We start from the raw sequence: 21318 nt of genomic DNA, 5'->3' as shown, positions 1-21318 counted from the left end.
CAGGGCCACGCCTCGATCATGCGGAAAGGGCTCTGCCCCACCTCCGCTGGAGTGCTCTGGATGATGGTGACGGCATCAGCGACACGCCGCTCGAGACGCCGGGGCCCGCACAAGTTTCGGGTATTTTACGGCCGCAGGCAGCTTTGTGAGCTACGGTCCACCTCCTTGAGCACAGTTGGAGACTCGACTACGCCGCAGCGGTCTCAGACCTCAAGGCTCGTCTGTCTTCGGTCCTGCGATCACTGGCGCGCCTCCGACGGAAACAGGTCCCTGTGGTTTGGACCGCCCGAAGCGCTTCCTGGCGACGCTTGAAGCAGCCTGGGCTGGCGACAAAGGAGGCACGGGAGCAGCAGAAGGGACAGGTGTTACACTCTACAGCGAATCGATCCGCGAAGTCAGCACGGTGATCTGATCCAGAATCCCTTTGAGGTCATCCCGCTGGGCATCGATCTGGCGGTTGAGTTCTACGATCTCATCGCCAGCTTTCTGCTGTGCCCACTTTATCTCGAACAGGGATGCCCTGTCCTCCAGTGACAGGCTCATCGTTGAAGCGACGTCCCGGGCTTCCGGCGTCTCGACAAACTCTTCAAGGTTAGCCCAAAGCCAGGCGCCAGCAGCACACGAGCCAACGAGGACAAGCGGGAGCACCAAAACGGGGAGAATCCGTCTTGACGGCCCGTGCAAGAGCGCCCGCAAGTCTGACGCGGCCGCTTGATCAATCAAGTCCATTGTCCCTCGCTCAACATCCCATTCCAGCAGGCTTATTTTGTCGACGCGACAGCCTGCGATGCTCACGCGCTCCAGGAGCTGCCAGCGTCGACAATAATCAATCTTGGCGAGCTTCCCGATCGGCTGCCCCTACTCCTATGAAACGCTACTTCTTGAGCAACGCAACGCGACAATTTGCGCGTTCTCCATGATAGCGTCACCAGCGAGCCATGGTTCTCATCTTCGCCGGCGATGGCGCAGCATTTTCTCATCATTCAGAAGAACCTTGCAGATTTTCTTAGTTGCCCCGGCACGAATGCAAACCGTCCACTGATTCCTACAGTGTGTTCGATGGAGCCCCGCCTCACGCCTTGCCCAGACCAGCAACTTCATCCGGGACGCGCCACGTAAGCGCCACGGCTGATCGGCCGAGCCGCAATGGCCGATTGCACCGGCAACCATTGCACCTGATCACCTACCAATTCCGGCAGTTGTTCGAGATGACGGGCACGTGGCAAGCGTTGACCAACGAGCGCCGCGCACGTCAAGGGTTCGGATGCAAGACAGATTTTGCCGCGCCAACGGCGCTGACGGAGCCAGCAACTGCTCGCCGATACCCGCCAAAGCTGCTCGATGGCTGATTCCTCCGGTCTCCTGGGCCATCACGTTGGACGTTGTGGTGTGGTTGCCGCGCGCGCAAATTCAAAGGCTCTTCGGCCTTCGAGCCTGGCGATTGTCTCGTCTGTCGGTGACAACGATACCAATGAAGCGCTTCGTGAAGCCAGGCCTCTTGCCCGGCGAGCCTTGCTTTCTAGTAGCTGCCGTTTCGTCGAGAAAGCCGCCTTCGATGCAGATGCGCGGCACCGCCAGACTCGCCTGACTCACAGTGAGCAAGGTGGACATTCGCAATGTTTTGGTGGCCAGGACAGCGAGGCCGCGCGCGCTCGTCGTGAGCATTTTGCCGGGCCAGCGCTCGCCGCTGGCTCTCGGCGCACCGGCGTCATGCACAAGCAAAGTTTCGGACCAGATCATCATCGCGCCGCGAGCTGAGAGGTTTGGGAAGCCTGAGTGGTTCTCTTCGGATAGATCGAGTTCTGGCTCGTTCCCTCGCCCTCGGACGCGAAAACGCCGGGAGCTCACTATGGGCCAATCAGGCCGCAGAGCAATCTATTCATTGCCGGCAGACATGGACCCGAAGTGCGTCATGCGTGATTGCTTTCTTGCGACGACCTCGCCTCGGACATACTCGGCTACGGCAGCACTTTCTTTCAATTTTAGACCAAGGGGAAGGCGACGTGGGCTTGTTATCGCACTTTCGCTAGCGGCTTGTCTGGTCGGCAATTCCGTACTGGCACAAACCGCGAGCGGGCTTGATCCTAGTAGCCACCCTGTGGATCAGGCCAGCAAAAGACGAAAGGCTTCCGATCGGGCCGCAAAGCTCCCGATCGAACTGATCCGTCAGGCAATCCGCCTTCCTGCCCCGGCGCCAGCAGCAGGTCCCGGAGTGCCTTTCCAGAAGCGCGGCAATGCGGACAGGGCTGCTCAGACGAGACCGCAAAAGACGATCGATCCCTTCGCAAGGTACGACAATCTGCGTGAAAGAGGGTTGTGGCTCAACATACCTGGCCCTGCGGACACGATTGGTCAGGACAAGGACGGCGTTAGATCGGCGCTGGCAGATGTCGGCATCGGCTACATCGGCTGGACACACAACAGCTTTGCAAACAACCAGCTGCCGAATGCAGCCAGAAGCACTATCGCAAACCAGCTCTATATGGGCCAGAATCCGACCTTCGCGTCGGCAAACTTCATGATCGTCACCTACGATCTCAGCCGGTTTGGCATTGCCGACGGACAGATTGTCGTAGGAGCCGAGCAGCAATACTGGACGTGGGATCGCCCGGGGCCAGATCGAGTGGGAATCAATACGCTCGCCTACTACCAGACTTTCTTCGACAGGACACTAGAACTCAAACTTGGCTACCTCAGAAACCAAAATGAGTTCACCGGCACATTGTTCGGAGGGATTACAGGATCGAATATGTCTGCCTTGTTCCAGGCAGGGATGAGCACCAATGCTGCGCCCACGCCCGCGGTCAACCTGAAGTACAATTTTGACGATCGCTTGTACAACAAGGTCTCCGTCCAGCGCTCAATCAGTCCAGATGGTCCCTATGCCCAGATAACGGAGAATCCCACCGGCTTGAACTGGAGCACGGCAAATGCAGGCATCCTTCTCGTTGACGAAGCCGGCTACAAGAGCAAGGCTGCTCCCGGCGTACTCGATACGTGGCTGCGGGCGGGCGTTGGTTTCAACAGCAGCCGCTACAAGAATTTGGCCGATCCCGAGCAACAAAGGGAGAGCGGGAATAATTTTCACTACATCGCTGCGGACAGGCAGCTCTGGCAGAGTGACGCCCTTGGGTCGCCGTCTCGCGGCATCTATGGCGGATTCTCCGTCATGGGAGCTCCAGCTGACGTCAACAGGATCAGCCGGTATTACGAGCTTCGTCTCTATGCGAAGGGACCTTTTGATAGTCGGCCCAGTGATCTGATTGCTCTCGTTGCGACCAACACGGCCTGGAGCAAGCTTGCAGTGGATGCTGCTCTGGCCAAAGGTCAGCTTGCGCACCGCGATACTACAGCGATCACGGGAACATACACCGCGCATCTCGCTCCGGGGATATATGCAAGCGTTGGACTGTCATACATTCATAACCCGACAAGCATCACACACACGCCCCAAACGGAACACGCGCTCAATCTGTTGGTGTCTACATTGATATTCTTCTGATCATCGCATGCGCCTTTCTGCCCCACCTTCTCGTGACGCATGGGACCAGAGCTTCGCGATCTCTTTGAAGGGATCGGCCTGGATCTGCGCTAGAGGAGCCCGTTAAGTCGGATGTGATGGGACGCCAGCTGGAAGAGATTACGCAAAAGCATGTCGTTAGTTCTCCAGGGAGGATCGGGCGGATTGTTGAGGAGAGGCTGGTCCCGGGCGCCGTCATTTCCGAGGTTGGAATAACTCCCCGTACGGAACCATAGCCACGTCAGGTTCTCGACAGCTTGCCCGACTACGGAGACCCGTTCAGGTAATTCCTGGAGGTGAGGTTAGTGGACCCGCAACATTTTGACCCATTTAATGTACCAGCTTGGTCGCAGGTGCAGCACACCGTCTCGCAAGAGCCGCAGACGAGCCAGGCCGGACAAGATGGCTTTGAGCAGCACTTGGCCGAGGCAAGGCAGGCCGATCCCGCTCCCGTCGGCGGTGGGGGCCCCTATCCCCATCTATCTACAGAAGAACGGGACCTTATCGACAGGGCGATTGCTCAATATGTGGCTCGGAAAAACCTACAACCGCACACGGTCAAACTTTATACTCAGGCACTTCGTCGACTGGCGAATGATCTTCGCGCCCGTGGCCAAACGACTGATCTAGCGGACCACCAGTCCCTGGTTAATCACCAAGATACTTACTTTCCGAAAGACGCTCTCATGAAGACAGGAGTAAGCGTTCTTCGTGCGTATCATGATTCCGGCCATTTAGTTTCTCGCCGGCGACCGCGCGCGCTCCCCTCAGCGAAAGACGCATCTAACGATGGCCAGCAATCCCCGGACGAGCCGATGGATGCACGTGCCCGGAGCAATCTCCTGCCAAGCGAGGAGGTTCTCATCAATCATGAGCATGACACAACTCAATCGAGAGCAGCGAAGAGACAGAGGACGCTGAACGATCTGGAAGAGGTTATGGTATATCGGCAACCGAGCGCAGGCGCCGCTTCAGGAGAAAGTGGCGGAGCAATGCCGGTCGCCTCAATGGGCGTCATAATCCGGGGGCAGTGGGACAAGCGGCCTCTTTATCCCGAGGATGCTCGCGATATCTTCAGGCTTGAGGAGGCCCTCATTGAGGGCGGGATGGCCGCCGCTACGGCGAAGCAGCATGCAAGTTCTCTTATTGCCTTTAGCCGTTCGCTCTTCGCAAAAAGCAAACCAAGCATTGTTGCTCGGCTGGACGGCAAGTCGCTGACCGATGGCGGTGACGTGCACGAGTTCAGCGGAGACGCTAACAGCAAAAAACTCATTATCGCATTGGAGCATCTGCGGACCTTTCGGTCGACGGGGGTCGCCGTGCCCATCGTGCGTCCAGGGCGCACTCGCGCTAAGCTCAATCCTTCCCCCCAGAACGTGGCTCTCATCAATCCCGAAGGCGCTTTACTGACGGAACCGACACGCACGGACGGCGCCGCTGCGCAGCACCGTGCGTCGCACGAAGCTAATCGGCAAGAGGAGCATCAGGAGGGGCAGGATGATCAACCCGTCCCGTCGGCTCTCCTCGAAGGACAGGTCGCGTTCGATCCAGAGCAGCTTCCTCAGGATCAGCTTCAGCGCGTCCTTGATCATCTTGATGACCAAACCATCCCTTTGCCGGTTTCCCTCCCTTCAGAGGAGCTGCAGCAGCTGGAAAAGGACTTGCGTGACGAGCTTCACCGGCAATGGGAGGATCCCCCTGGCCCCTCGTTTTCCCTTGATCCAGAAGAGTTTACCATTGAATCAGAGCAGTTCTCTCCAGGGGAGTTTCGGCGACTGCTCGAGGATGAAGACGCACAGGAGCTTGCCGAGGGGCGAGATGATCAACCCGCCCCATCGGCTTTCATCCAGGAGCAAGTCGCATTCGATTCGGAGCAGCGCCCTCAGGCAGATCTTCGGCGAGTACTGGATCATCTCGATGATCAACCCAGCCCCTCGTCAGTCTCCGTTCCTCCAGAGGAGCTTCAGCAACTGGAAAAGGACTTGCATGATGCGCTTCACGGACCACGGGACGATCACTTCGCCCCTTCGGTCTCCATTGATCCAGAAGAATTTACTTTAGACCCAGAGCAGTTCCCTCCAGGGGAGCTTCAGCGACTGCTTGATGATGAATAAGCAGAGGAGGTTTAGGAAGGGCGAGATGATCAACCCGCCCCGTCCGCTTTCGTGCAAGGGCACATCGCATTCGAGCAGAGCAGAGTTCTCAGGAGCGAGCTTGGGCAAGTGCTGCAGGGTAGCCAAAGAAAACGGGCACCCGTTGCCCATGTATTTCGCGACGAAGCCCCCAAGCGCCTGACAGTGTCAGCGACGCATCTCTGATAGGCCGAAATGATCTCGTGTAGGTCCTCCGGGTCCATACGTGCGGAGAGCGCCGTCGAACCGACGAGGTCCGAGAACATTACAGTGACGTGGCGGCGTTCGGCGGTGTCCCCGCGGCTTTGTCGGTCGCCAAAGGCGCGTCGGATAGCGGCACTGTTGCATCCGCTTCGGCCCGCAAGGTGGCGATGGCGTTGAGCAGCTTACGGCGATGCCCGACAATTGCGACGCCAAGATCCTTCAAGTCCTCCGCCGTCAAGTAGGGGAGGACAAACTCGTCGATCTCGTTCTCGCGGAATGCCGGGCTGTCCGGTCGCATCGCGAATGGTCGAGAGCGAAATTAGAGCGTCATCCGTCTTGGAATAGATCGCATCGAGCAGATTGTATTCGGCAGCACGCTGATTGACGTAGGTGCCGACCAGCATGCCGCCCCAGCGTGAGAAAGTCGGTAGCGCCAGCACGTCATAGATCCGCACGATACCGTCGCTCATGCAATGAGCGGCCGCGGGATGGGGATGGCTGTTTGCAAGCGCGTTCGAGGCTGCTTCCCTGAGGACGCTCGCGCAATCGGCGCGCAGCGCGTCCATCGGAATGTCCCAGCGCGTATCGCGCAGCCACTTCTGCGCATAGCGACCGGTGCGCGAAACAACAAATGCGTCGTTGTCACACTTGAGCAGAACGATGTGATCGGCGAGTCGCCCGAGGCCGCCCAGCAGCACGTCCTCATAGCTGGGAAGATTGTCGCCAGGCTTGAGGCAGCCTGCCACTTGCGCCGCAGGATTGTTACGTCCTGGAACATCCTCGCCGTCAATTCCACGGCTTGCTTCTTGGCAGCACCCATCACGCGTCCCCGAGACCCAACCTTCCTGCCCAGGCGGCATTAAATCCAACTCAGCTTAATTCGCTGTAAAGGATGGACTGGGCTGCAAGCGAGAAGTTGACCGCGACAGCCACAAATCAGCTAATGGTTAGCGCGAGTATGAGTGATGTGCGAAGAAAGTTGTGCGGCACGCGAGAATCTCGCGTGATGTTCTATAGGAGCGGGTACTGTCCTCTGACGCGGCTGTGCTCTTGGACGGCTCCTGCTCTGGTCCTAATATGGGCCAGAGCGAACTTCAATCTGGATTAAGTCCAGGGGGCAAGGTCAGCGGCTTCTGCATAAACGTCCTGTCGGTAATTTCCTCTCCGAACGTGAGGCTTGGCATCGTTTGATGAGATCCAAGCTGAAGCCACGCGGCACTTGCCTATTTGTGCCCCTCTACCGCAATTCTGATTTCACGAGGATGCAGAAACTTCCCAATTGTCAGCCTTATGGAAACGGCTTGCTCATGGACTCCCTGAGGGGCCATTCTTTCTATGGTCTCATCCCGCCCGACGATCTCGCGTCCCTAGTTAAGCGCGCGGGATTTGCCGTTGAATCCATCGTGCTCGACGAAGGGTCGGCCTACCTTTGGGCGAAGGCTCCGGATCGGGCCGATCAACCTATGCGGTTCTCGATCCAGGAGGCCGAGAACAACTTCCAGATACACCCGAAAATCGACTGACTGGCAAAGCTGCCGCGTGAGACTTGCCACCCTACGAGTTAGGATTCCCTTCGCTCGTCGCGAAGGATGTGGAAATTGACCATACCGGACCAAATTTTGCCGCTGGAATCGGAGCTAGCCCTATTTCCGCTTGATCGGACCGAGTCGCCGGCGAATGATGCCTTCGAAGGGGCTGGCAATATGGCAATCAACGTTTAACGTCGTTCGGAAGCGGGAGTCTGCCGCCACCAAGGGAGCGGTCGCGCGTCCCCGTCCGCCCGCCAAGGATGCGAAGGCCGAAGTGGAGCGGCGTCTCTCCTTGGTAGATCCGGACAGCTTGGTCAGCGCGAGCTACGGGTACTTCGAACAATCCACGCCCCGGATCGTCAGCAACGACGGCGCACTCGCCGGCGTTTCGAAGCTCGCCGACAATTCGATCGATTGCGTGGTTTCGTAGCCCGCCCTACTATTGGCAGCGGGACTACGGCGTCGAAGAGCAGACGGGCCAGGAAGAGACACTCACCGAATACGTTGAAAAGGTTTCAGCGGTCTACCTCAAATACGTAGCTAGAATCGGTAACATCGAACGCTGTCGCAGTATTCTGTAGCAGTTTTCGGTAGAGCGGTCGCGATGCGATTATGAATGCGCGCTACACGGGAAGAGAACACCCCGACCAAAGTCGAACCTGTTGCCTTTTTTATTGTGTACTCCCATAAGTTGCGGGATGATCTGCGACCCCGGGGCAAACGTGCAAAAATTCTTAATAGCCGTTTTGACAATCGTAAGCGTCGTCTTGAGCGCCACTCTCGGGGTCGTACTTCAAGAGACACAGGTCTCAACAATCGAAATCGATCGAGACAGGGCCGCTCTCGCCGCACAGATATCGGCCACGCAAACGGAGAGTGAAAAATACGGACCGGGACTCCTTAAATCTCTAATCGAGGTTCGGCTAGCAATCGCGCGCAATACGCTGGCCATGCTCGACCAAAAACGAGTTTCTTACATCAGACGTATCGCGCTGGATTATAGGCTGGACGGCCGGCCGGTTCATGGCGCATCCGACCAAGAACTCAACATGATCATTGAAGAGATATCGCAGGCAGAGAAAAAAGCCGCGGCCTCTAAGCTTGAGGCCGCCAGGTACTCCGGAGGGTTGGTTCAAGCGATGTCTCTTCTAAAGGCAGAAACTGACGAATTAAGCGTATCGCAACTCCGGTTGAAATTTTACTCTGCGAAGCATGGAATCCCAATGCCGCTCCCGAATCTTAGAGAGAATTCCAACAAGCTTGCTCAACCACCGGGCAAGGTCGTAAAGGATCGTGACGCATTATGAAGTATGCTCTGAGCCTGTTCTCCGCCGCGACACTGATAGCATCATGCGTCACCTCGCTCGCACAAGCGCAAGTGTCGGCAACAGACGCCCCGATTGGTCTCGTTTGGGGAAGCTCCTCCGCCGAGGTCCGAGCTAAAGGGATTGAACTCAAGGAAATTGAAGGAACCGACTTCGGAAAGAGCTACCTCGCATCGAAAATGGAGAAGGCGCTAGCCGACCAGAGCGCCGCTCTGTTGTCATTTGGATTTAACGACAAGCTTTGGCGTGTCCTTATAACCAGCCGTCCGTTCGGCGAGGACCCGACAGGTAGTGCGGCGGTCGCTCGCTACACTGAGCTAGCAAGTCTACTGTCCGACAAATACGGAAAAGGCACTCAAGTTCACAGGCTCGGTGAATCGATATACGCTCAATCGGGTTACTTCGTTGCAGGTATACGCGGCGGTCAATCCAGGTGGTTTACGAACTTCGAGACTTCCAACCTTTTCATTCAACTCGGCCTCACGGCCAGTGATAGCTCTACGGCAACATGGCGCTTGATCTACGAGTACAAAACCTTTCGGCGAGATTTCGAGGCGTCGAAGCGATCTCGCGAAAAAGGTACGCTCTAGCACAATAGAGCGTGAGGCACGGGCAGTCCGAAGTTGAGAGGGAACTTCGGGCTTTCGACATGCAACCCCTAAAACCTCTTCGATAGCGGCAATATGGGTTTCAATTTCGGTTTCGATGGCCATTCGAGTATTCTGCGTCGGATGGCAGCCGATTCCAATTGGGCCGCCGCAAAAGGCGGTTCACGCCGTAACGACGTGCCGATGGAGGGAGCATGCTTAAATCCATTTCATCGATCCATCAGCCCGATACTCGGTTTCGCAATCTGGCAGACGTGAGTGGGGCCCGCTCGATGACTATTGCCGATCTGCAGGCGATGATCGAGCCGACCCAGTTCTCTGATGCGCTACCGGAAGAGATAGGCGCGAATTCAGTACTGCCCGCAATGCATCGTCTATTCCTGGTTCGTGTATGAGTTCACAGGCCTCGCAGAACTGGCCGGCTACACAGTGTTGGAATTGGCTCTCCGCCGGCGGACCGATCCTGCTCCACCGAACACATCGAAGAGCCCTTGTCAAAGTCGGCTGCTACGGAAGGAGGTCGAAATGGGCTGCCCGTTTGCGCCGCGCCGATGTGGGAGGCCGCTGGTTTTTTTGGTATGAGGTCGAAATTGTAGCCGCAAGTGCTATACCCACTCAGTCTTACGCGGAAGAGTTCGCTGTGATCACCGCGAAGAAAAGTACTTGCCAGTATTGCGGTTCTCGCGCCGCCACTTGGCGAAGGCGAACCGATCTGCGCTTGGTGCATCGAAATCACGTCGTGTAGAGCATTAGCGAAGCTTCCGCGCGAGAATTGATGAAAAGTGCGCCTGACGCGGGGTGGCCCAGTCCTATCCGGATTCCTCCGTCCACCGCTCAGGTTCACGAGAGGCGTTCCCCGAATTTCGTGAAGTTGCGGTGGCAGGCCACCCCAATCGCTTCTGGGCAGCCTCCATCATCTTGGCTTCGGACTCGAACTCCTGGCCCCAAGACGCCCGGACACGCCCATTTGGAAATTTCAAATTGTAAGGTGATTCCACCACACCGGATTCGACGGTGACCGGACACAACTCATCAAAGCCATCGTAAGCGAAGCCGACCAGCGTCTCCTTCAATAGCGCTCCGATCGGTTGATGCTTGTCAGGATTGTCAGCCCAGCTTGTAACCTCGAATCCAGCAGGTGCCGGCAGATAGTGTCGCGTGAGCGCTGCAATACTGTCTTCGTGGCAGTGACCTTCGATCTTTTCGCCATCAAGCATCTCGACCGAGACATAATGTCCAGCATCATTTTCCTTTATGAATGGACGGATGCGTCGAATCTGCGCCGTGTTGATGTAGTCCCTTCCAATCTTCAAAAACATTAAGCAACGCTCCCTGATTCGCTGATCGAGCATTTTAGCACGTCTATGCACGGTAGAACGACACTGCTACATTGGCAGTTCTTGGTAGCCGTTGCCTAGTACAGTCTATAGTTGTGGACGGCACTTCTCAATCCCCTACTGGAAACCTTTCATGGCTCGCAAAGCAATCGACCTGGGTCCAAACCTCGAATTCGACAGCATTTCCTCGGCCAAGTCCTACTTCGGCGCAATGCTAAAGGACGCCCCTCTGGACGCAGATGTCCCCGCCGGCCAGTTCCAAGCATTGAAGCATCTATATGAAGAGTATTGCAAAAGAACGAACTGGCCAGTGCCAGCGGCGCCCGCTGCATTCTATGCCACTCATGAGAGGGCAAAAGGATACACAACGAAATGTTTTGGAGTGCGATTTCAGGATGGCTCCGTAACCAGGTTCTCTCTTGATAAGGCACTTAGCGCGGTCGCGACATCAGCTTGAGAGTCTGGAGGTCAGATACATGTAGCTCAGGGGAAATCAGTGACCGCCGATTACCTGAGATACGTAGAACGAATCAGCGCACTCATACGCGATACATTAGACTTAGTGCAGTGCCAGCCTGATATACAAAACGGCGCTGGCCGCCGGCGAGGTTGAGATCTGGCCTCGCCCACATTAATTCAGCAGAAAGACGGCGGATGACGGCCGCGAAACGCCGTTTAGCATCGTGTTTGCAAAGGATATAGCTCTCTTATTGGGGCTGGCACTCAGGTGGTGAAAACATTTCGCAAATCGGCGATGGCGCTGACTTTCGCCATCGTCCCAGTCAGCTGCATTTCTCTGGAATTTGACAAATAACTATATGCCCTGCGGCGTTACCCTGCACTTCATTTGATCGTATCGCCAGATGACATGCTTGTACGGGTCACAACGGCATTCGGCACAGGAAGAACCGTCCAGCGAATGAGATCACCACAATCCATAGTCCACGCCATGATTTTCTGGAGCGCCATCGCTGGGCTTCTCTATTTTCTCTGAAGGTTGCCGTTCTGAATTCCGCAATGGTGACGCGGGCCAGATATCACCTGTCCTCCGAAAAAGAGTTCAAGTCAGGCTGGAACAGCGCAAGGACACGAACGGGTCAACGACAAGTTCTGCATGACTAGCTCACTCACCTGGTCGAAGATGTTGTTACACATCATAAGGGTCCCGGTCGGCATCATCTCCTGATGAGCAATCCTCAGAGATCTTTCTGACGCGCGAGTCCAAGACGAACTATTTTTCGTCGCGCGAAGATATCAGTCTCTGCAAGTTCATCTCGGACGGGGTTTGTGCTGCGCGATGATGAAGATTGTGTACTTGGTACGTATCGTACCAATCAATGGGACACGTTAAGTCTTGTCGTTCTTGACTCGCATCCAACCAGTATGGCTCCATCACCAGAACAGATGGAGCGGTCATGCAGAGTCAAATTGCGCCTCAAAAGGACGCAAAAGAGAGGAATACAGCGCGGCGTGCGCGCAACAGCAGCAACCGCCCTTGGACCGCAGTTGAGAGATACAAGCTACGAGGATTGATTGATCGGGGATTGCCGGGATCGCGCGAACTCTCCGGCGACCGTTGGCTTCGATCATGGATGTGGCGGCTATCCTTGGACTTGCTTTTGAATAGCGAATAGACGCTTGTCTTCCCCACCGATCGCAAGACAGCTGAAGATAAGCAAAACCCCGAACAACTGCTTCGGAGATCCGCGGCTCGAATTGAAACCGGCGCGTCTCGGATCCGATGCTCTCAGAGAACATCCATCATATGATGCAGTTATGAATCAACGTGGAATCTCGGTCGGATGAAGGGCCGAGTAACGCGCTACTCTATCGGCATACCAAGTGGGCTCAGCCGGCGTAGCGGCATCGTCCCGTTCGGCTGGCGCAACAGATGGAGCACGTGGCGCTTGAGGCGGACGAACTCGCCTTCCGTCACCAAATCAGGTTGCCGCGGCCGGACAAACGGGAGGCGGATATCGTCGATCACCCGCCCGGCCTCGTGCTCATGACGATGATGCGGTCGGCGAGGAATAGCGCCTCATCGATATCGTGGGTCACGAAGACGGTGGTGGTTGGGATCTTCGTCCAGATGTCGAGTAGCACTTTCTGCATCATGCTGCGCGTCTGCGCATCCAGTGCCCCGAACGGCTCGTCCATCAACAGCACACGCGGCCGGTTGATGAGCACCCGCGCGATCTCGACTCGTTGTTGCATTCCACCCGAGAGCTGAGACGGATAGAAGTTCTCAAAACCAGCCAGACCGACGAGTTTCAGGAGTTTGTCGGCTGCGAGGTGCCGCTCGGCCGTGCCGATGCCGCGCATCTTCGGACCGAAGGCGACGTTGTCCCGCACCCGCTTCCATGGGAACAAAGTGTGCTGCTGGAAGACAATGCCGCGATCCGGGCTCGGTCCCTGGATCGGTAGATCGTCTATGGCCAGGCGGCCCTGCGTGATCTCTAAATCACCGGCGAGCGCGCCCAGCAATGTCGACTTGCCGCAGCCGGACGGTCCGAGCACGCAGATCAATTCGCCCGGCGTCACTTTGAAATCGAGGTCGCTGACCGCCTCGAACGCATCTGCCCCCTCGTCGAGCGAAATCGAGATATGGCTGACGTCGATGCGGCCGACACCCTGCGCCGCGCTCTGGGAGACGCGGATGTTTATCGTACGACCGCAGGCCGTCGCCACGGCATGGAATGTTGCCCCAATATCGTCAGCAGCCAGCTGCTGCCCATCCCGAGGAGACCGATAATCAGCATCCCCACGATGATGTCGGCGTAGTTCTGCAGGGTATAGGCCTCCCATGCGTAGTATCCTATGCCAAATTGGCCGGAGATCATTTCTGCCGAACCATGATGTTCCCATGCCGATAGCAAGTCCGGTGACGATGCTCGGCGCAGCGCCTGGAAGCACGATCTCGATCAGGATGGCGCGCGACGTCGCTCCGAGGCTTCGCGCGGACGCCACCAGCCGGCGGTCGACATTGGCGACGCCGTGTACTGTATTGAGGATGATCGGAAACACTGCGCCGATGAAGGTGATGAAGATCATCGACAATTCCGACGACGGGAAGATCAGGATCGACAGTGGGATCCACGCCACGGCCGGGATCGGGCGCAGCAATTCCAGCGGCAGCAATAGTAGATCGCTTGCGGCTTTCGAGCGGCCGATCGCGAAGCCGAAGGCAATGGCCAGCAGCGCAGCGGCGCCATAGCCGGCAAAGACCCGCCACAGACTGGCGCTGATATGCGCCAGCAGCTTGGGTGATTTCAGCAGCAGGAGGGCGGACTGCACCACCTCGGTCGGTGGCGGTACATTACGGAACGTCACCACTCCCAGGTTCAGGTGCAGTACCGAAGCAAGCTGCCATAGCGCGACACAGGTGGCGACCGAGAAGCCGCGGACCAGCCACCGACCCCCGGGCAGCCGATCCTTGTTGCGGATACCGGCCATGACCTAGCGGCTCGCGACGAGAGAGTCTCGCGCGCCGGCATAGTCCACGACCGCGCCGCCATGCGCCTTCGACCACCTCTCCGCGCCCTCCTTGAGCAGGAATGCACTGAACTGACCCTTGGGTGAGCGCACGAAGCAGGCCTGGTTGGCGAACAGCTTGATACTGCTCTCGCGATCCTGCGCATAGACGACCCGAACCGCCTTGCCTTCCTTCTCCAGAGCAGCCAAGGCACTTAATGCATTCTCCGGCGAGCCGTAGTGATGCACCTTTGGCTCGTCCTTCATCCAGATCTGCGCAACGCGACCGAAATCGGAGATCGGCGCGCCGGTGACCGCGTCGTTCGCGCGCAACGGTAAATGGCCATAGTTCTTCAGCTCGGCATCGTAGTCACGTCCGGCCTGCGAGAGGGCGGCCCGGATGTGCTTGTCCGTTACGAACTGATTGATGTCGAGATCGGTGTCGGCGCGCTTGAGCAGCTTCAAGGTCCTTATCGAAGTCGCCACCGCCTGGCGGTATTCCGGCTTCCAAGTCACGTCGCGGGTCTGCAAGCCGAGTGGCCCGTGAAACAGATAGGCCACTTCGGCCTCAATGCCGGTCACTTTTGCGATCAGCTCGCTGTATTTCTCAGGCTCTTCCGCAATCAGGCGATCGGCCTCCCGCGCGCAGAAAGACAACGACGATCTCCGGGTATTTGTCGGCGTAATTTGCATCGACCAACGCTCCATGCAGGGTCGGCGTATAGGCCTGGGAGCCGTCAAAAATCTTGCGCGCGAAGCCGCGCCAGGGGAACAGCTCGGCGAACGGCACGAAATCGGCATGCGCTTCGATCTTGTTGGCCTGCAAGGCAGGCCCTGCGACTTCAGGCGCCTGCGTTATGATGTTCACATCCGTTTGCGGATTCCAGCCCTGGGCCTCGATGGCGCGCAACAGCATGCCGTGCGAGGTCGAGGCTAAGGGGACGGAAATGGTCTTGCCTTTGAGGTCGGCGATCGACTGTACCGCCGAACCCACGGCAACAACGATGCCGTTACCGCTTCCCTTGGTGCTGCCGGACAGCACGCTGATGAACAGGCTGCGTCGACCGGCTTTCTGGAACGCGACACCATTCAGCGAACCCCGGAAATCCGCCAAGCCCCGAAATCAAGGTTTCCCGCCACCATCTCGTTGGTCAGCGGCGCCCCGCTCGTGAAAGTCTTCCACTGAATGCGGTAGCTGACGTCCTTGTACTTGCCCTCGCGCGACAGGAATTTCTCGAGGAGTTTCAACTCCCGAGTCAGAAGTCCGCCCGTTGCGCAGTTGATCGTGGTGTCTTGCGTTCCGACCGCAACGCGAATTGTTTCCGCACGCGATATGCCCATCAGGCCAATCACTGCTGCGGCGACAGCGGCGGTCATCCTCACAACGTCGAACGGGATCATTGGTCTGTCTCTCGATTGCTCATGGCGGGGCAGACGGTGCCCAGCTCACGAACTATCGAGCCGATGAGGCGTATGGCGAAGCAATTACTTGCGTTGCCGCCGGCTCCACCCGCGACGTTCTCAACTCCGTCGCAATGAGCGGACGGGGACGCCTCAAATGATTTTCTCGCTGCGGCACTATGGAAAGATGAATCGTTCCCGCACCAACGCGTTTTGCGCATCACTTTGCTAAGTGCGTTTTGGTCCAATCAAAAAAGTGGACTTTGTGTGTGCCCCCGCCTTAGCTGGTTACGAACAGCAATGCGAACCATGGCAATGACCACACTCAAGGACGCTCCCGAAGCCGAGACCGAGCGCCTGATCGCGCGAACGGGCGCTGCGCTTCAGCTTGACTGGCTCACCAAGCGGCGGCCCGCCGCCACGTCCGCTTGCCGCGTGAAGGCCGGCGACTCTGCGCTGTTCATGAGCGAGAATACCGACGAGCTTAACGTCGGGGCGCACTTCTTGACCGCCTGTCGGCCATCGAAAGGGCGCAAGTGCAAGCTGCGGGCCGCGCCATTTTCGTTCCACAGGGCGAGATGGTGTTCAACCAGGGCGAACACCACGACGGGATCTTCATCATCAGGCGTGGGCAGGTTCGGGTCTATTACTCTGCTCCGTCCGGCCGCGAGATCACCCTCGCCTACTGGACGCCTGGACATTTCATTGGAGGACCCGAGATCTCAGGCTGTGGTGTGCACATGTGGTCCGGCATGGCCATTGAGGACTGCGAGATCATTGCAATGTCCCGCGTCACACTGCAGAAGCTCCTGGTGCAAATCCCACCTTTCGCACTGGCGATAATCACGGGCTGATCGCCAAGGGCAAGTGTTACTCCTCGATGGCGCAGATGCTGGGCACGCGCTCCGTGATCGAACGGCTGGCGCAATATCTATTGAACCTAGCGGAACTGTACGGAACCGCCGAGGCCAACACGGTCATCATCAACCGGAAGGTGACCCACGACCAGATCGCTGTCATGGTCGGCTCCACGCGCCAATGGGTAACGATGATGCTCAAGCGCTTTCAGACCAAGCACATCATCAGCATCGAGGGCAGTGTTATCCGTATCAGACGGTTCGATCTGCTCGAGAGAATTCTGTTCAAGGATTAGCTCGCGCCCCGATCTCTCCCAGCGACCAGCTCACGGCTTGTGCACATCTGATCGTTATCGCGCACGTGCGACTTGCGCGTCGCGACCGGCTGGATCGCCGATCTCTAAGCGCGGCCGTGTATCGCGCGGCGAATGCGCGACTGCGCTTGGATGGTTCTAAGCAATCATCAGTTGCCCTCGGTTGGCGGATCCCTCTGATACATGGATCGCTTGGCACCTCCGTGCAGGCGATGAAGCGGGCCATTTCGGGTTCTGTTAAATCAAAAAGACAGTTTCGCGAGTTTATCGCGCCATGAATTCAGCGATCCCACCGCTGTGTCGCAATCCGGCTTGTCATCATGAACCATTTCGCGCTGGGATTCCGCATATCCTGCGATTGCGCATCCGCCTCTATCACGTCATGCGTGAGTGCGGCGACTTTAGCCGTATCGTAGTGCCAGCCGGTTTCGTGGAGATCATATATGTGGTGCACCAGAGTCGGGTCGTGCTCCTTGCGCAAGCCCGCATCCGAGCCCGCCCGCCAAGTCAGCGCCACCAGCGTTTTGGCGGCGATCCTCTTGGATCCAAATTGATGCATTGATCCGCGCATTGACGGTGAAATTCTTCATTTCGATGCCCTTCTTCGACGCATTTCAACCGACCGGACCGATGGCGTCTATGTAGGAGCACAGGCCCGCTGTGGGCTAGTTGCTTCCTGGTGCTCGCAACTAAAACGCAGTACTGAGATCACGATCGGAATGCTCCCTTTCAACAGAAAATCGGGAGGGATGACATTTCATACTATTCACCAGACGCGCTATAGCGCATGCTTAGGCTTGGGTAGGGGAAGTTAATGCGCTTCATACACACGTCGGACTGGCAGCTCGGCAAGCCGTTTGGCCGAGTGCCTGACCAGGCTCGTGCTGCTCTTTTCGAAGCGCGTCTCGATGCGATTGACACGCTTGCCGCCGCGGCACGGCGCGAAGGTGCGAAAATCGTACTGGTGGCCGGTGATGTGTTCGATAGTCCGGAACCAGGTGACCGCGTCTATCGTCAGGCGCTCACGCGTATGAAGGCCGCCTCAGACATCCGTTGGGTGCTGTTGCCGGGCAACCACGATCCGGCGCGTGCCTATGGTCTCTGGAGCCGCCTCGTTGGCGAGGCGCCCGAGAACGTGACCGTGTGCCTCGAGCCGCAGCCCTTCGAACTCATAGAAGGATTCTGGCTCCTTCCTGCACCGCTGCAGTTCAAGCGGGCGCTCGACGATCCAACTGCCTGGTTCGATCATGCGGAGATTCCAGCCGGCGCCAAGCGCATCGGCCTTGCACATGGCCCGATCCGTGATTTCGGTTCTGGGGAAATGGCTGCTAACCTGATTGCGGCAGATCGAGCGCGCCGGTCCGGCCTGACCTATCTTGCACTCGGCGACTGGCACAGCCGACGCGAGATCGATCCCTATACCTATTATTCGGGCACGCCTGAACCCGACGATTTTGATCGCGAAGTGAGCGGTGTCGCGCTTTGCGTTGACCTACGGGCCGAAACTCCGAGGGTGGCGGACTTGCCGATCGGACGCTATCAGTGGACAGCGGAAAGCTGGTCGCTCAGCAGCGGGGCCGACCTCGAGGGTTTGCTTGCTGGCCTCGCCGGCGCCGGCGAACGCCAAAACCTTGTCCTGCGCCTCAAACTATCCGGCCTGGTTACGCTCACAGATCGGGGCGTTCTACGCGACCGGATCGAAAGCGAGTTAGCACACGAAGTGCGCTGGCTCGACCTCAATCTCGATGATCTTCATGCGCGTCCGACCGATGCAGAGTTCGCGGACATCGATGCCAATGGAGTGCTGCGCGGGGCTGCTGAACGTCTGCAGGCGTTGGCGGCGGAAGGTGGTGTGCTCGGCAAGCGCGCTGCTGCCGCGCTCGAACGCCTCTATGTGGAGCAGCACCGGGCCGACCGCGTGGAGGCGCGCCGATGCTGATCCGGGAACTCGCCATCGAGAATTTCCGCAAGTTCCGCCGGCCAATTCGCCTAGCCGGCTTTGAGGATGGCTTGAATCTGGTGTGCGACCAGAATGAGGCAGGCAAGTCGACAGCACTTGAGGCGTTGCGAGCCGTATTGTTCGAACGGCATGGATCACGAAGCGATCGCATTCGATCGTTTCGGCCGCATGGCGATGACGTGGCGCCCACCGTCGAGCTGACCTTCGAGATTGGTGGCAAGGTCTGGAAGCTGCGCAAACGCTTCCTTCAGAACGCTTCTGTGGAGCTTGAGGGCCCCAATGGGCGCGCGACAGGCGACGAAGCAGAAGAACGCCTGCAAGCACTGCTCGGTTTCAGCCGCGCCAGCAATCGCGGCGCCGACGATGACAGTCGCGGGGCGCTTGGGTTGCTATGGGTAGAGCAAGGCCAATCCTTCGTGCTTGGCCCCCCGGGGCAAGGTGCCCGTCGGACGCTCGAAGAAGTCTTGGCCGGCGAAGTCGGCGCCGTGACCGGCGGGCAGCGCACGACTACGGTGCTGCAGGCCCTCGAACGAAATCTCGCTGATTTTCAGACCCCGACGGGCCGCCCTGCCCGCCGCCTTCTTGAGGCCCAGGAAACAGCAACCGCCGCCGCCGAGGAGGCGCGCCTCGCGAAAGCCGAGTTGGAGCAGTTCGACAGCGTGCTGGATCGACTCGATTCGAAGCGCGGCGAGCAACGGCGGCTGGTTCGCGAACTCGAGGATCCCGAACAGGGCGAACGGCTCGTCAAGCTGGAATCCGACATCGATCGCGCCAGGTCCGCTGGACAAGCACTGCGCACCGCGGAAGCATTGCTGCGCGAAGCTGCCGGCGAGCGCACGCGGTTGGAAGCCCGTGAAATATCTCGGCGCGAGCTGCGCGACCAATTGGAGCGTGCAGGGAAAGCTGCGGCGACATCACGCCAGGCGGCCGCGGATCATGACGCGGTCTTGGATTCGGCCCGGAAGGCCGAAGGCGAGGCGACCGTAGCGCTCGAGATCGCTCGGGCCGCGCTGCGCTCGGCCGAGGAGCACCGGCTTTCAGCACAGCGAGCTAAAACTGCGCGGATACGTCAGCGCGCGCTTGCCGCCGCCTTTGCCCGGCTCGAAGCCGCCGAAAAGATAGCGGTCGAGCTGCAGGCGCGTCGCGACGAAGTCGCGGCTGCCCGGATGACGCCGGAAGCGAGCGCGCAGTTGCAGGGGCTCGAGCAGGCCCTAGCCGAGGCTAAGGCGGCCGCCACCGCCGGCGCGGCCGTTCTCAAGGTCGATTTGCTGCAATTTGCGCCGCAAGTGCGACTGAACGGCGCTGTGGTTGAGGGCAGCGCGCGCGTGTTCGTGACCGACATCCAGACCCTCGAGTTCGACGGGATTGGAAGCGTGGCAGTTTTGCCGCCTGCTTCCGGAGCGCCTGCGCAAGCCCGGCTTCGTGCCGCAGAGCAGGATCTCGCCGCATTTCTCGCCGATGTCTGCTGTGCCGATACAATGACCGCCAGGAAAGCGGCGCGAGTGCGTGTGGAGGCGGCCCAAGCAGCCTCTCTGCTGTCGGCTCAGCTGGCGGCATCCTGCCCCGAGGATTTAGAGCTTGGTATTGCTGCAGGCCTTGATCCTCTGCGCGGAGCGCTTGCCGCCGAAGAACGGCCATCCGAGATCACCGGGGATGGCACTGATCGAATTGACGGCAATATCGATGAGGCTTGGCAGGCCGCACGTACCGCCGAACACGAAGCTGAGGGGCGCCGACAGGCTGCGCTCGAGACGCTGCAGGAGGCACAGCTTTCGAATGTTCGCTTGGCTGGCCAGCTCGAGCGCGCCGCAGCCGAGGTTTCGCGGCTCGACGACCAGCTCGCGACCGAGCTCGAAGCCTTGGACGATTCTGCACTCGGCGCCGCGTTGGCCGACGCAAAGGCAGCTGAAGCGCATGCGATCGTTGCCCGCGACGAAGCGCGGCGGGCCGTTGAGGGGCTCGATGAGATTGTGTTGGTGCAGCGTCGCGATAATCTGCGCAAGCGACGAGAGCGACTGGCTAATGACAGGCTGGGTCTTGTAAGCGACATTGCCCAGCTCGAAGAACGTGCCAAGACGCTTGGCGGCATCGGACCGGCCAGTCGGGTGGCAGCCGCCGTCGAGCTCGCGGATGCCGCAGCGGCAGCACATGCCCGGCTGAAGGAAGAAGCAGAAATGCTGGCAATGCTGGTGGAGGCCATTCGCGAAGCGCAACGCGCGGCCGCCCGTCGGTTCGTGGCTCCCATCACGCAGCGCGTCGCCCCCTTCATAGGACGGCTCTTGCCCAATGCGTCGATCACCTTCGCGGAGGATCTCCGCCCGACGCTGCTGCTGCGTGGTGGAAGCGAGGAAGCTACCGACGATCTCAGCAAGGGGACTCAGGAGCAGCTCGCCGTCCTCACGCGTATCGCCTTCGCAGACCTGCTCATCGAGAAGGGAAAACCGGCTTCACCTGTGCTCGATGACGCGCTGGTGTTTGCGGACGATGATCGTTTCGACGTGATGCTCGAGATATTGGCTGAAGCCGCCGAGCGCATGCAAGTCATCGTCTTGAGCTGCCGCACTAGTGCCTATCGCGGTCTTGAGGCTAGCCGGATCACGCTTGCATGACGGCGCGAAGCTCATCCCGGCGAATCGCCTAGCTCCAATCAGCCTGATCAA

At 58.6% G+C, this 21318-nt stretch carries 17 protein-coding genes and 3 pseudogenes; 11 read left to right on the top strand and 9 right to left on the bottom strand.

The window, feature by feature from the left end; translation table 11 throughout:
- Positions 1 to 372: 372 nt before the first annotated feature.
- Together BLV07_RS14195 and BLV07_RS47505 are read right to left on the bottom strand one after the other, a co-directional pair.
- Positions 373 to 795 (bottom strand): hypothetical protein, encoded by a 423-nt coding sequence (locus BLV07_RS14195; RefSeq protein ID WP_244551105.1) that lies wholly within the window; start codon positions 793 to 795, stop codon positions 373 to 375.
- A 615-nt stretch (positions 796 to 1410) separates the two neighbouring features.
- Complete coding sequence (locus BLV07_RS47505) at positions 1411 to 1743, bottom strand: hypothetical protein (protein ID WP_091886334.1); 333 nt, start codon at positions 1741 to 1743, stop codon at positions 1411 to 1413.
- Between the two features lie 355 nt (positions 1744 to 2098).
- Here BLV07_RS47505 and BLV07_RS14180 point away from each other — a divergent pair, with 355 nt between their 5' ends.
- Both BLV07_RS14180 and BLV07_RS47500 read left to right on the top strand, forming a co-directional pair.
- Complete coding sequence (locus BLV07_RS14180) at positions 2099 to 3502, top strand: carbohydrate porin (RefSeq protein WP_143035418.1); 1404 nt, start codon at positions 2099 to 2101, stop codon at positions 3500 to 3502.
- 323 nt (positions 3503 to 3825) lie between these two features.
- Positions 3826 to 5634, top strand: coding sequence for a hypothetical protein (locus BLV07_RS47500; RefSeq protein ID WP_176945525.1), 1809 nt, complete (start codon positions 3826 to 3828; stop codon positions 5632 to 5634).
- Between the two features lie 283 nt (positions 5635 to 5917).
- Here BLV07_RS47500 and BLV07_RS48795 read toward each other — a convergent pair whose 3' ends face one another.
- Both BLV07_RS48795 and BLV07_RS46175 read right to left on the bottom strand, forming a co-directional pair.
- Entirely contained in the window at positions 5918 to 6154 is a 237-nt protein-coding gene (locus tag BLV07_RS48795; RefSeq protein ID WP_244551104.1) for an SAM domain-containing protein, read from the bottom strand.
- Entirely contained in the window at positions 6039 to 6725 is a 687-nt protein-coding gene (locus BLV07_RS46175) for a hypothetical protein (RefSeq protein ID WP_143035417.1), read from the bottom strand. Before BLV07_RS46175 ends, BLV07_RS48795 begins: the two co-directional genes overlap by 116 nt.
- Positions 6726 to 7157: 432 nt before the next feature.
- On the opposite strand from BLV07_RS46175, the gene BLV07_RS48790 reads away from it, so the two are divergent.
- The 5 genes from BLV07_RS48790 (at position 7158) to BLV07_RS46170 (ending at position 9713) form a co-directional block, all read left to right on the top strand.
- Positions 7158 to 7379 carry a hypothetical protein gene (locus BLV07_RS48790; RefSeq protein ID WP_244551103.1) on the top strand — a complete coding sequence of 74 codons (222 nt, stop codon included), beginning with the start codon at positions 7158 to 7160 and terminating at the stop codon, positions 7377 to 7379.
- Between the two features lie 154 nt (positions 7380 to 7533).
- Positions 7534 to 7815, top strand: a complete 282-nt coding sequence (locus tag BLV07_RS14150; RefSeq protein WP_091886320.1) for a hypothetical protein — start codon at positions 7534 to 7536, stop codon at positions 7813 to 7815.
- 268 nt (positions 7816 to 8083) lie between these two features.
- A complete protein-coding gene (locus tag BLV07_RS14145) occupies positions 8084 to 8692 on the top strand; it encodes a hypothetical protein (protein ID WP_091886318.1) in 609 nt (202 codons plus the stop codon).
- On the top strand, positions 8689 to 9300 hold the full coding sequence (locus BLV07_RS14140; RefSeq protein WP_091886316.1) for a hypothetical protein: 612 nt from the start codon (positions 8689 to 8691) through the stop codon (positions 9298 to 9300). Before BLV07_RS14145 ends, BLV07_RS14140 begins: the two co-directional genes overlap by 4 nt.
- A gap of 212 nt (positions 9301 to 9512) precedes the next feature.
- Positions 9513 to 9713: a hypothetical protein gene (locus BLV07_RS46170; RefSeq protein ID WP_143035416.1), complete on the top strand. Its 201-nt coding sequence runs from the start codon at positions 9513 to 9515 to the stop codon at positions 9711 to 9713.
- A 414-nt stretch (positions 9714 to 10127) separates the two neighbouring features.
- Here the strand turns inward: BLV07_RS46170 and BLV07_RS14135 are convergent, their stop codons facing one another.
- The 4 genes and pseudogenes from BLV07_RS14135 to BLV07_RS14120 all read right to left on the bottom strand — a co-directional run bounded on the left by BLV07_RS14135 (position 10128) and on the right by BLV07_RS14120 (position 15503).
- On the bottom strand, positions 10128 to 10637 hold the full coding sequence (locus tag BLV07_RS14135) for a hypothetical protein (RefSeq protein WP_143035415.1): 510 nt from the start codon (positions 10635 to 10637) through the stop codon (positions 10128 to 10130).
- A 2001-nt stretch (positions 10638 to 12638) separates the two neighbouring features.
- Positions 12639 to 13154: pseudogene (locus tag BLV07_RS50335) on the bottom strand (ABC transporter ATP-binding protein); the annotation flags it as partial.
- Positions 13155 to 13315: 161 nt separating this feature from the next.
- Positions 13316 to 14108: pseudogene (locus BLV07_RS14125) on the bottom strand (ABC transporter permease).
- A 3-nt stretch (positions 14109 to 14111) separates the two neighbouring features.
- Positions 14112 to 15503 (bottom strand): annotated as a pseudogene (locus BLV07_RS14120) (ABC transporter substrate-binding protein).
- Between the two features lie 560 nt (positions 15504 to 16063).
- Here BLV07_RS14120 and BLV07_RS48785 point away from each other — a divergent pair.
- Together BLV07_RS48785 and BLV07_RS48780 are read left to right on the top strand one after the other, a co-directional pair.
- Positions 16064 to 16381, top strand: coding sequence for a Crp/Fnr family transcriptional regulator (locus BLV07_RS48785; RefSeq protein WP_244551102.1), 318 nt, complete (start codon positions 16064 to 16066; stop codon positions 16379 to 16381).
- A gap of 26 nt (positions 16382 to 16407) precedes the next feature.
- Positions 16408 to 16680: a Crp/Fnr family transcriptional regulator gene (locus BLV07_RS48780; RefSeq protein WP_244551101.1), complete on the top strand. Its 273-nt coding sequence runs from the start codon at positions 16408 to 16410 to the stop codon at positions 16678 to 16680.
- Positions 16681 to 16978: 298 nt separating this feature from the next.
- On the opposite strand, the gene BLV07_RS14110 is transcribed toward BLV07_RS48780, so the two are convergent.
- Positions 16979 to 17269, bottom strand: coding sequence for a hypothetical protein (locus BLV07_RS14110; RefSeq protein ID WP_143035414.1), 291 nt, complete (start codon positions 17267 to 17269; stop codon positions 16979 to 16981).
- A gap of 243 nt (positions 17270 to 17512) precedes the next feature.
- Between BLV07_RS14110 and BLV07_RS14105 the strand changes: the two genes are divergently transcribed.
- Positions 17513 to 18637, top strand: coding sequence for a metallophosphoesterase family protein (locus tag BLV07_RS14105; protein WP_091886307.1), 1125 nt, complete (start codon positions 17513 to 17515; stop codon positions 18635 to 18637).
- On the top strand, positions 18631 to 21267 hold the full coding sequence (locus BLV07_RS14100) for an AAA family ATPase (RefSeq protein ID WP_091886303.1): 2637 nt from the start codon (positions 18631 to 18633) through the stop codon (positions 21265 to 21267). The genes BLV07_RS14105 and BLV07_RS14100 overlap by 7 nt, the downstream gene beginning before the upstream one ends.
- Positions 21268 to 21318: the final 51 nt, after the last annotated feature.

Source organism: Bradyrhizobium sp. Rc2d (assembly GCF_900099855.1).
Lineage (GTDB): Bacteria > Pseudomonadota > Alphaproteobacteria > Rhizobiales > Xanthobacteraceae > Bradyrhizobium.
The sequence above is the reverse complement of the archived record's forward strand: the minus strand, read 5'-3'. Positions and strand labels throughout refer to the sequence as shown.

Excerpts from the sequence above, each read along its gene's own strand:
- BLV07_RS46170 (WP_143035416.1), top strand. The coding sequence starts at position 9,513 with ATGCTTAAATCCATTTCATCGATCCATCAGCCCGATACTCGGTTTCGC.
- BLV07_RS14100 (WP_091886303.1), top strand. The coding sequence starts at position 18,631 with ATGCTGATCCGGGAACTCGCCATCGAGAATTTCCGCAAGTTCCGCCGG.
- BLV07_RS14150 (WP_091886320.1), top strand. The coding sequence starts at position 7,534 with ATGATGCCTTCGAAGGGGCTGGCAATATGGCAATCAACGTTTAACGTC.
- BLV07_RS14110 (WP_143035414.1), bottom strand. The coding sequence starts at position 17,269 with ATGCGCGGATCAATGCATCAATTTGGATCCAAGAGGATCGCCGCCAAA.
- BLV07_RS14145 (WP_091886318.1), top strand. The coding sequence starts at position 8,084 with ATGATCTGCGACCCCGGGGCAAACGTGCAAAAATTCTTAATAGCCGTT.
- BLV07_RS48795 (WP_244551104.1), bottom strand. The coding sequence starts at position 6,154 with ATGCGACCGGACAGCCCGGCATTCCGCGAGAACGAGATCGACGAGTTT.
- BLV07_RS14105 (WP_091886307.1), top strand. The coding sequence starts at position 17,513 with ATGCGCTTCATACACACGTCGGACTGGCAGCTCGGCAAGCCGTTTGGC.
- BLV07_RS14140 (WP_091886316.1), top strand. The coding sequence starts at position 8,689 with ATGAAGTATGCTCTGAGCCTGTTCTCCGCCGCGACACTGATAGCATCA.
- BLV07_RS47505 (WP_091886334.1), bottom strand. The coding sequence starts at position 1,743 with ATGATGATCTGGTCCGAAACTTTGCTTGTGCATGACGCCGGTGCGCCG.
- BLV07_RS14135 (WP_143035415.1), bottom strand. The coding sequence starts at position 10,637 with ATGTTTTTGAAGATTGGAAGGGACTACATCAACACGGCGCAGATTCGA.
- BLV07_RS48780 (WP_244551101.1), top strand. The coding sequence starts at position 16,408 with ATGGCGCAGATGCTGGGCACGCGCTCCGTGATCGAACGGCTGGCGCAA.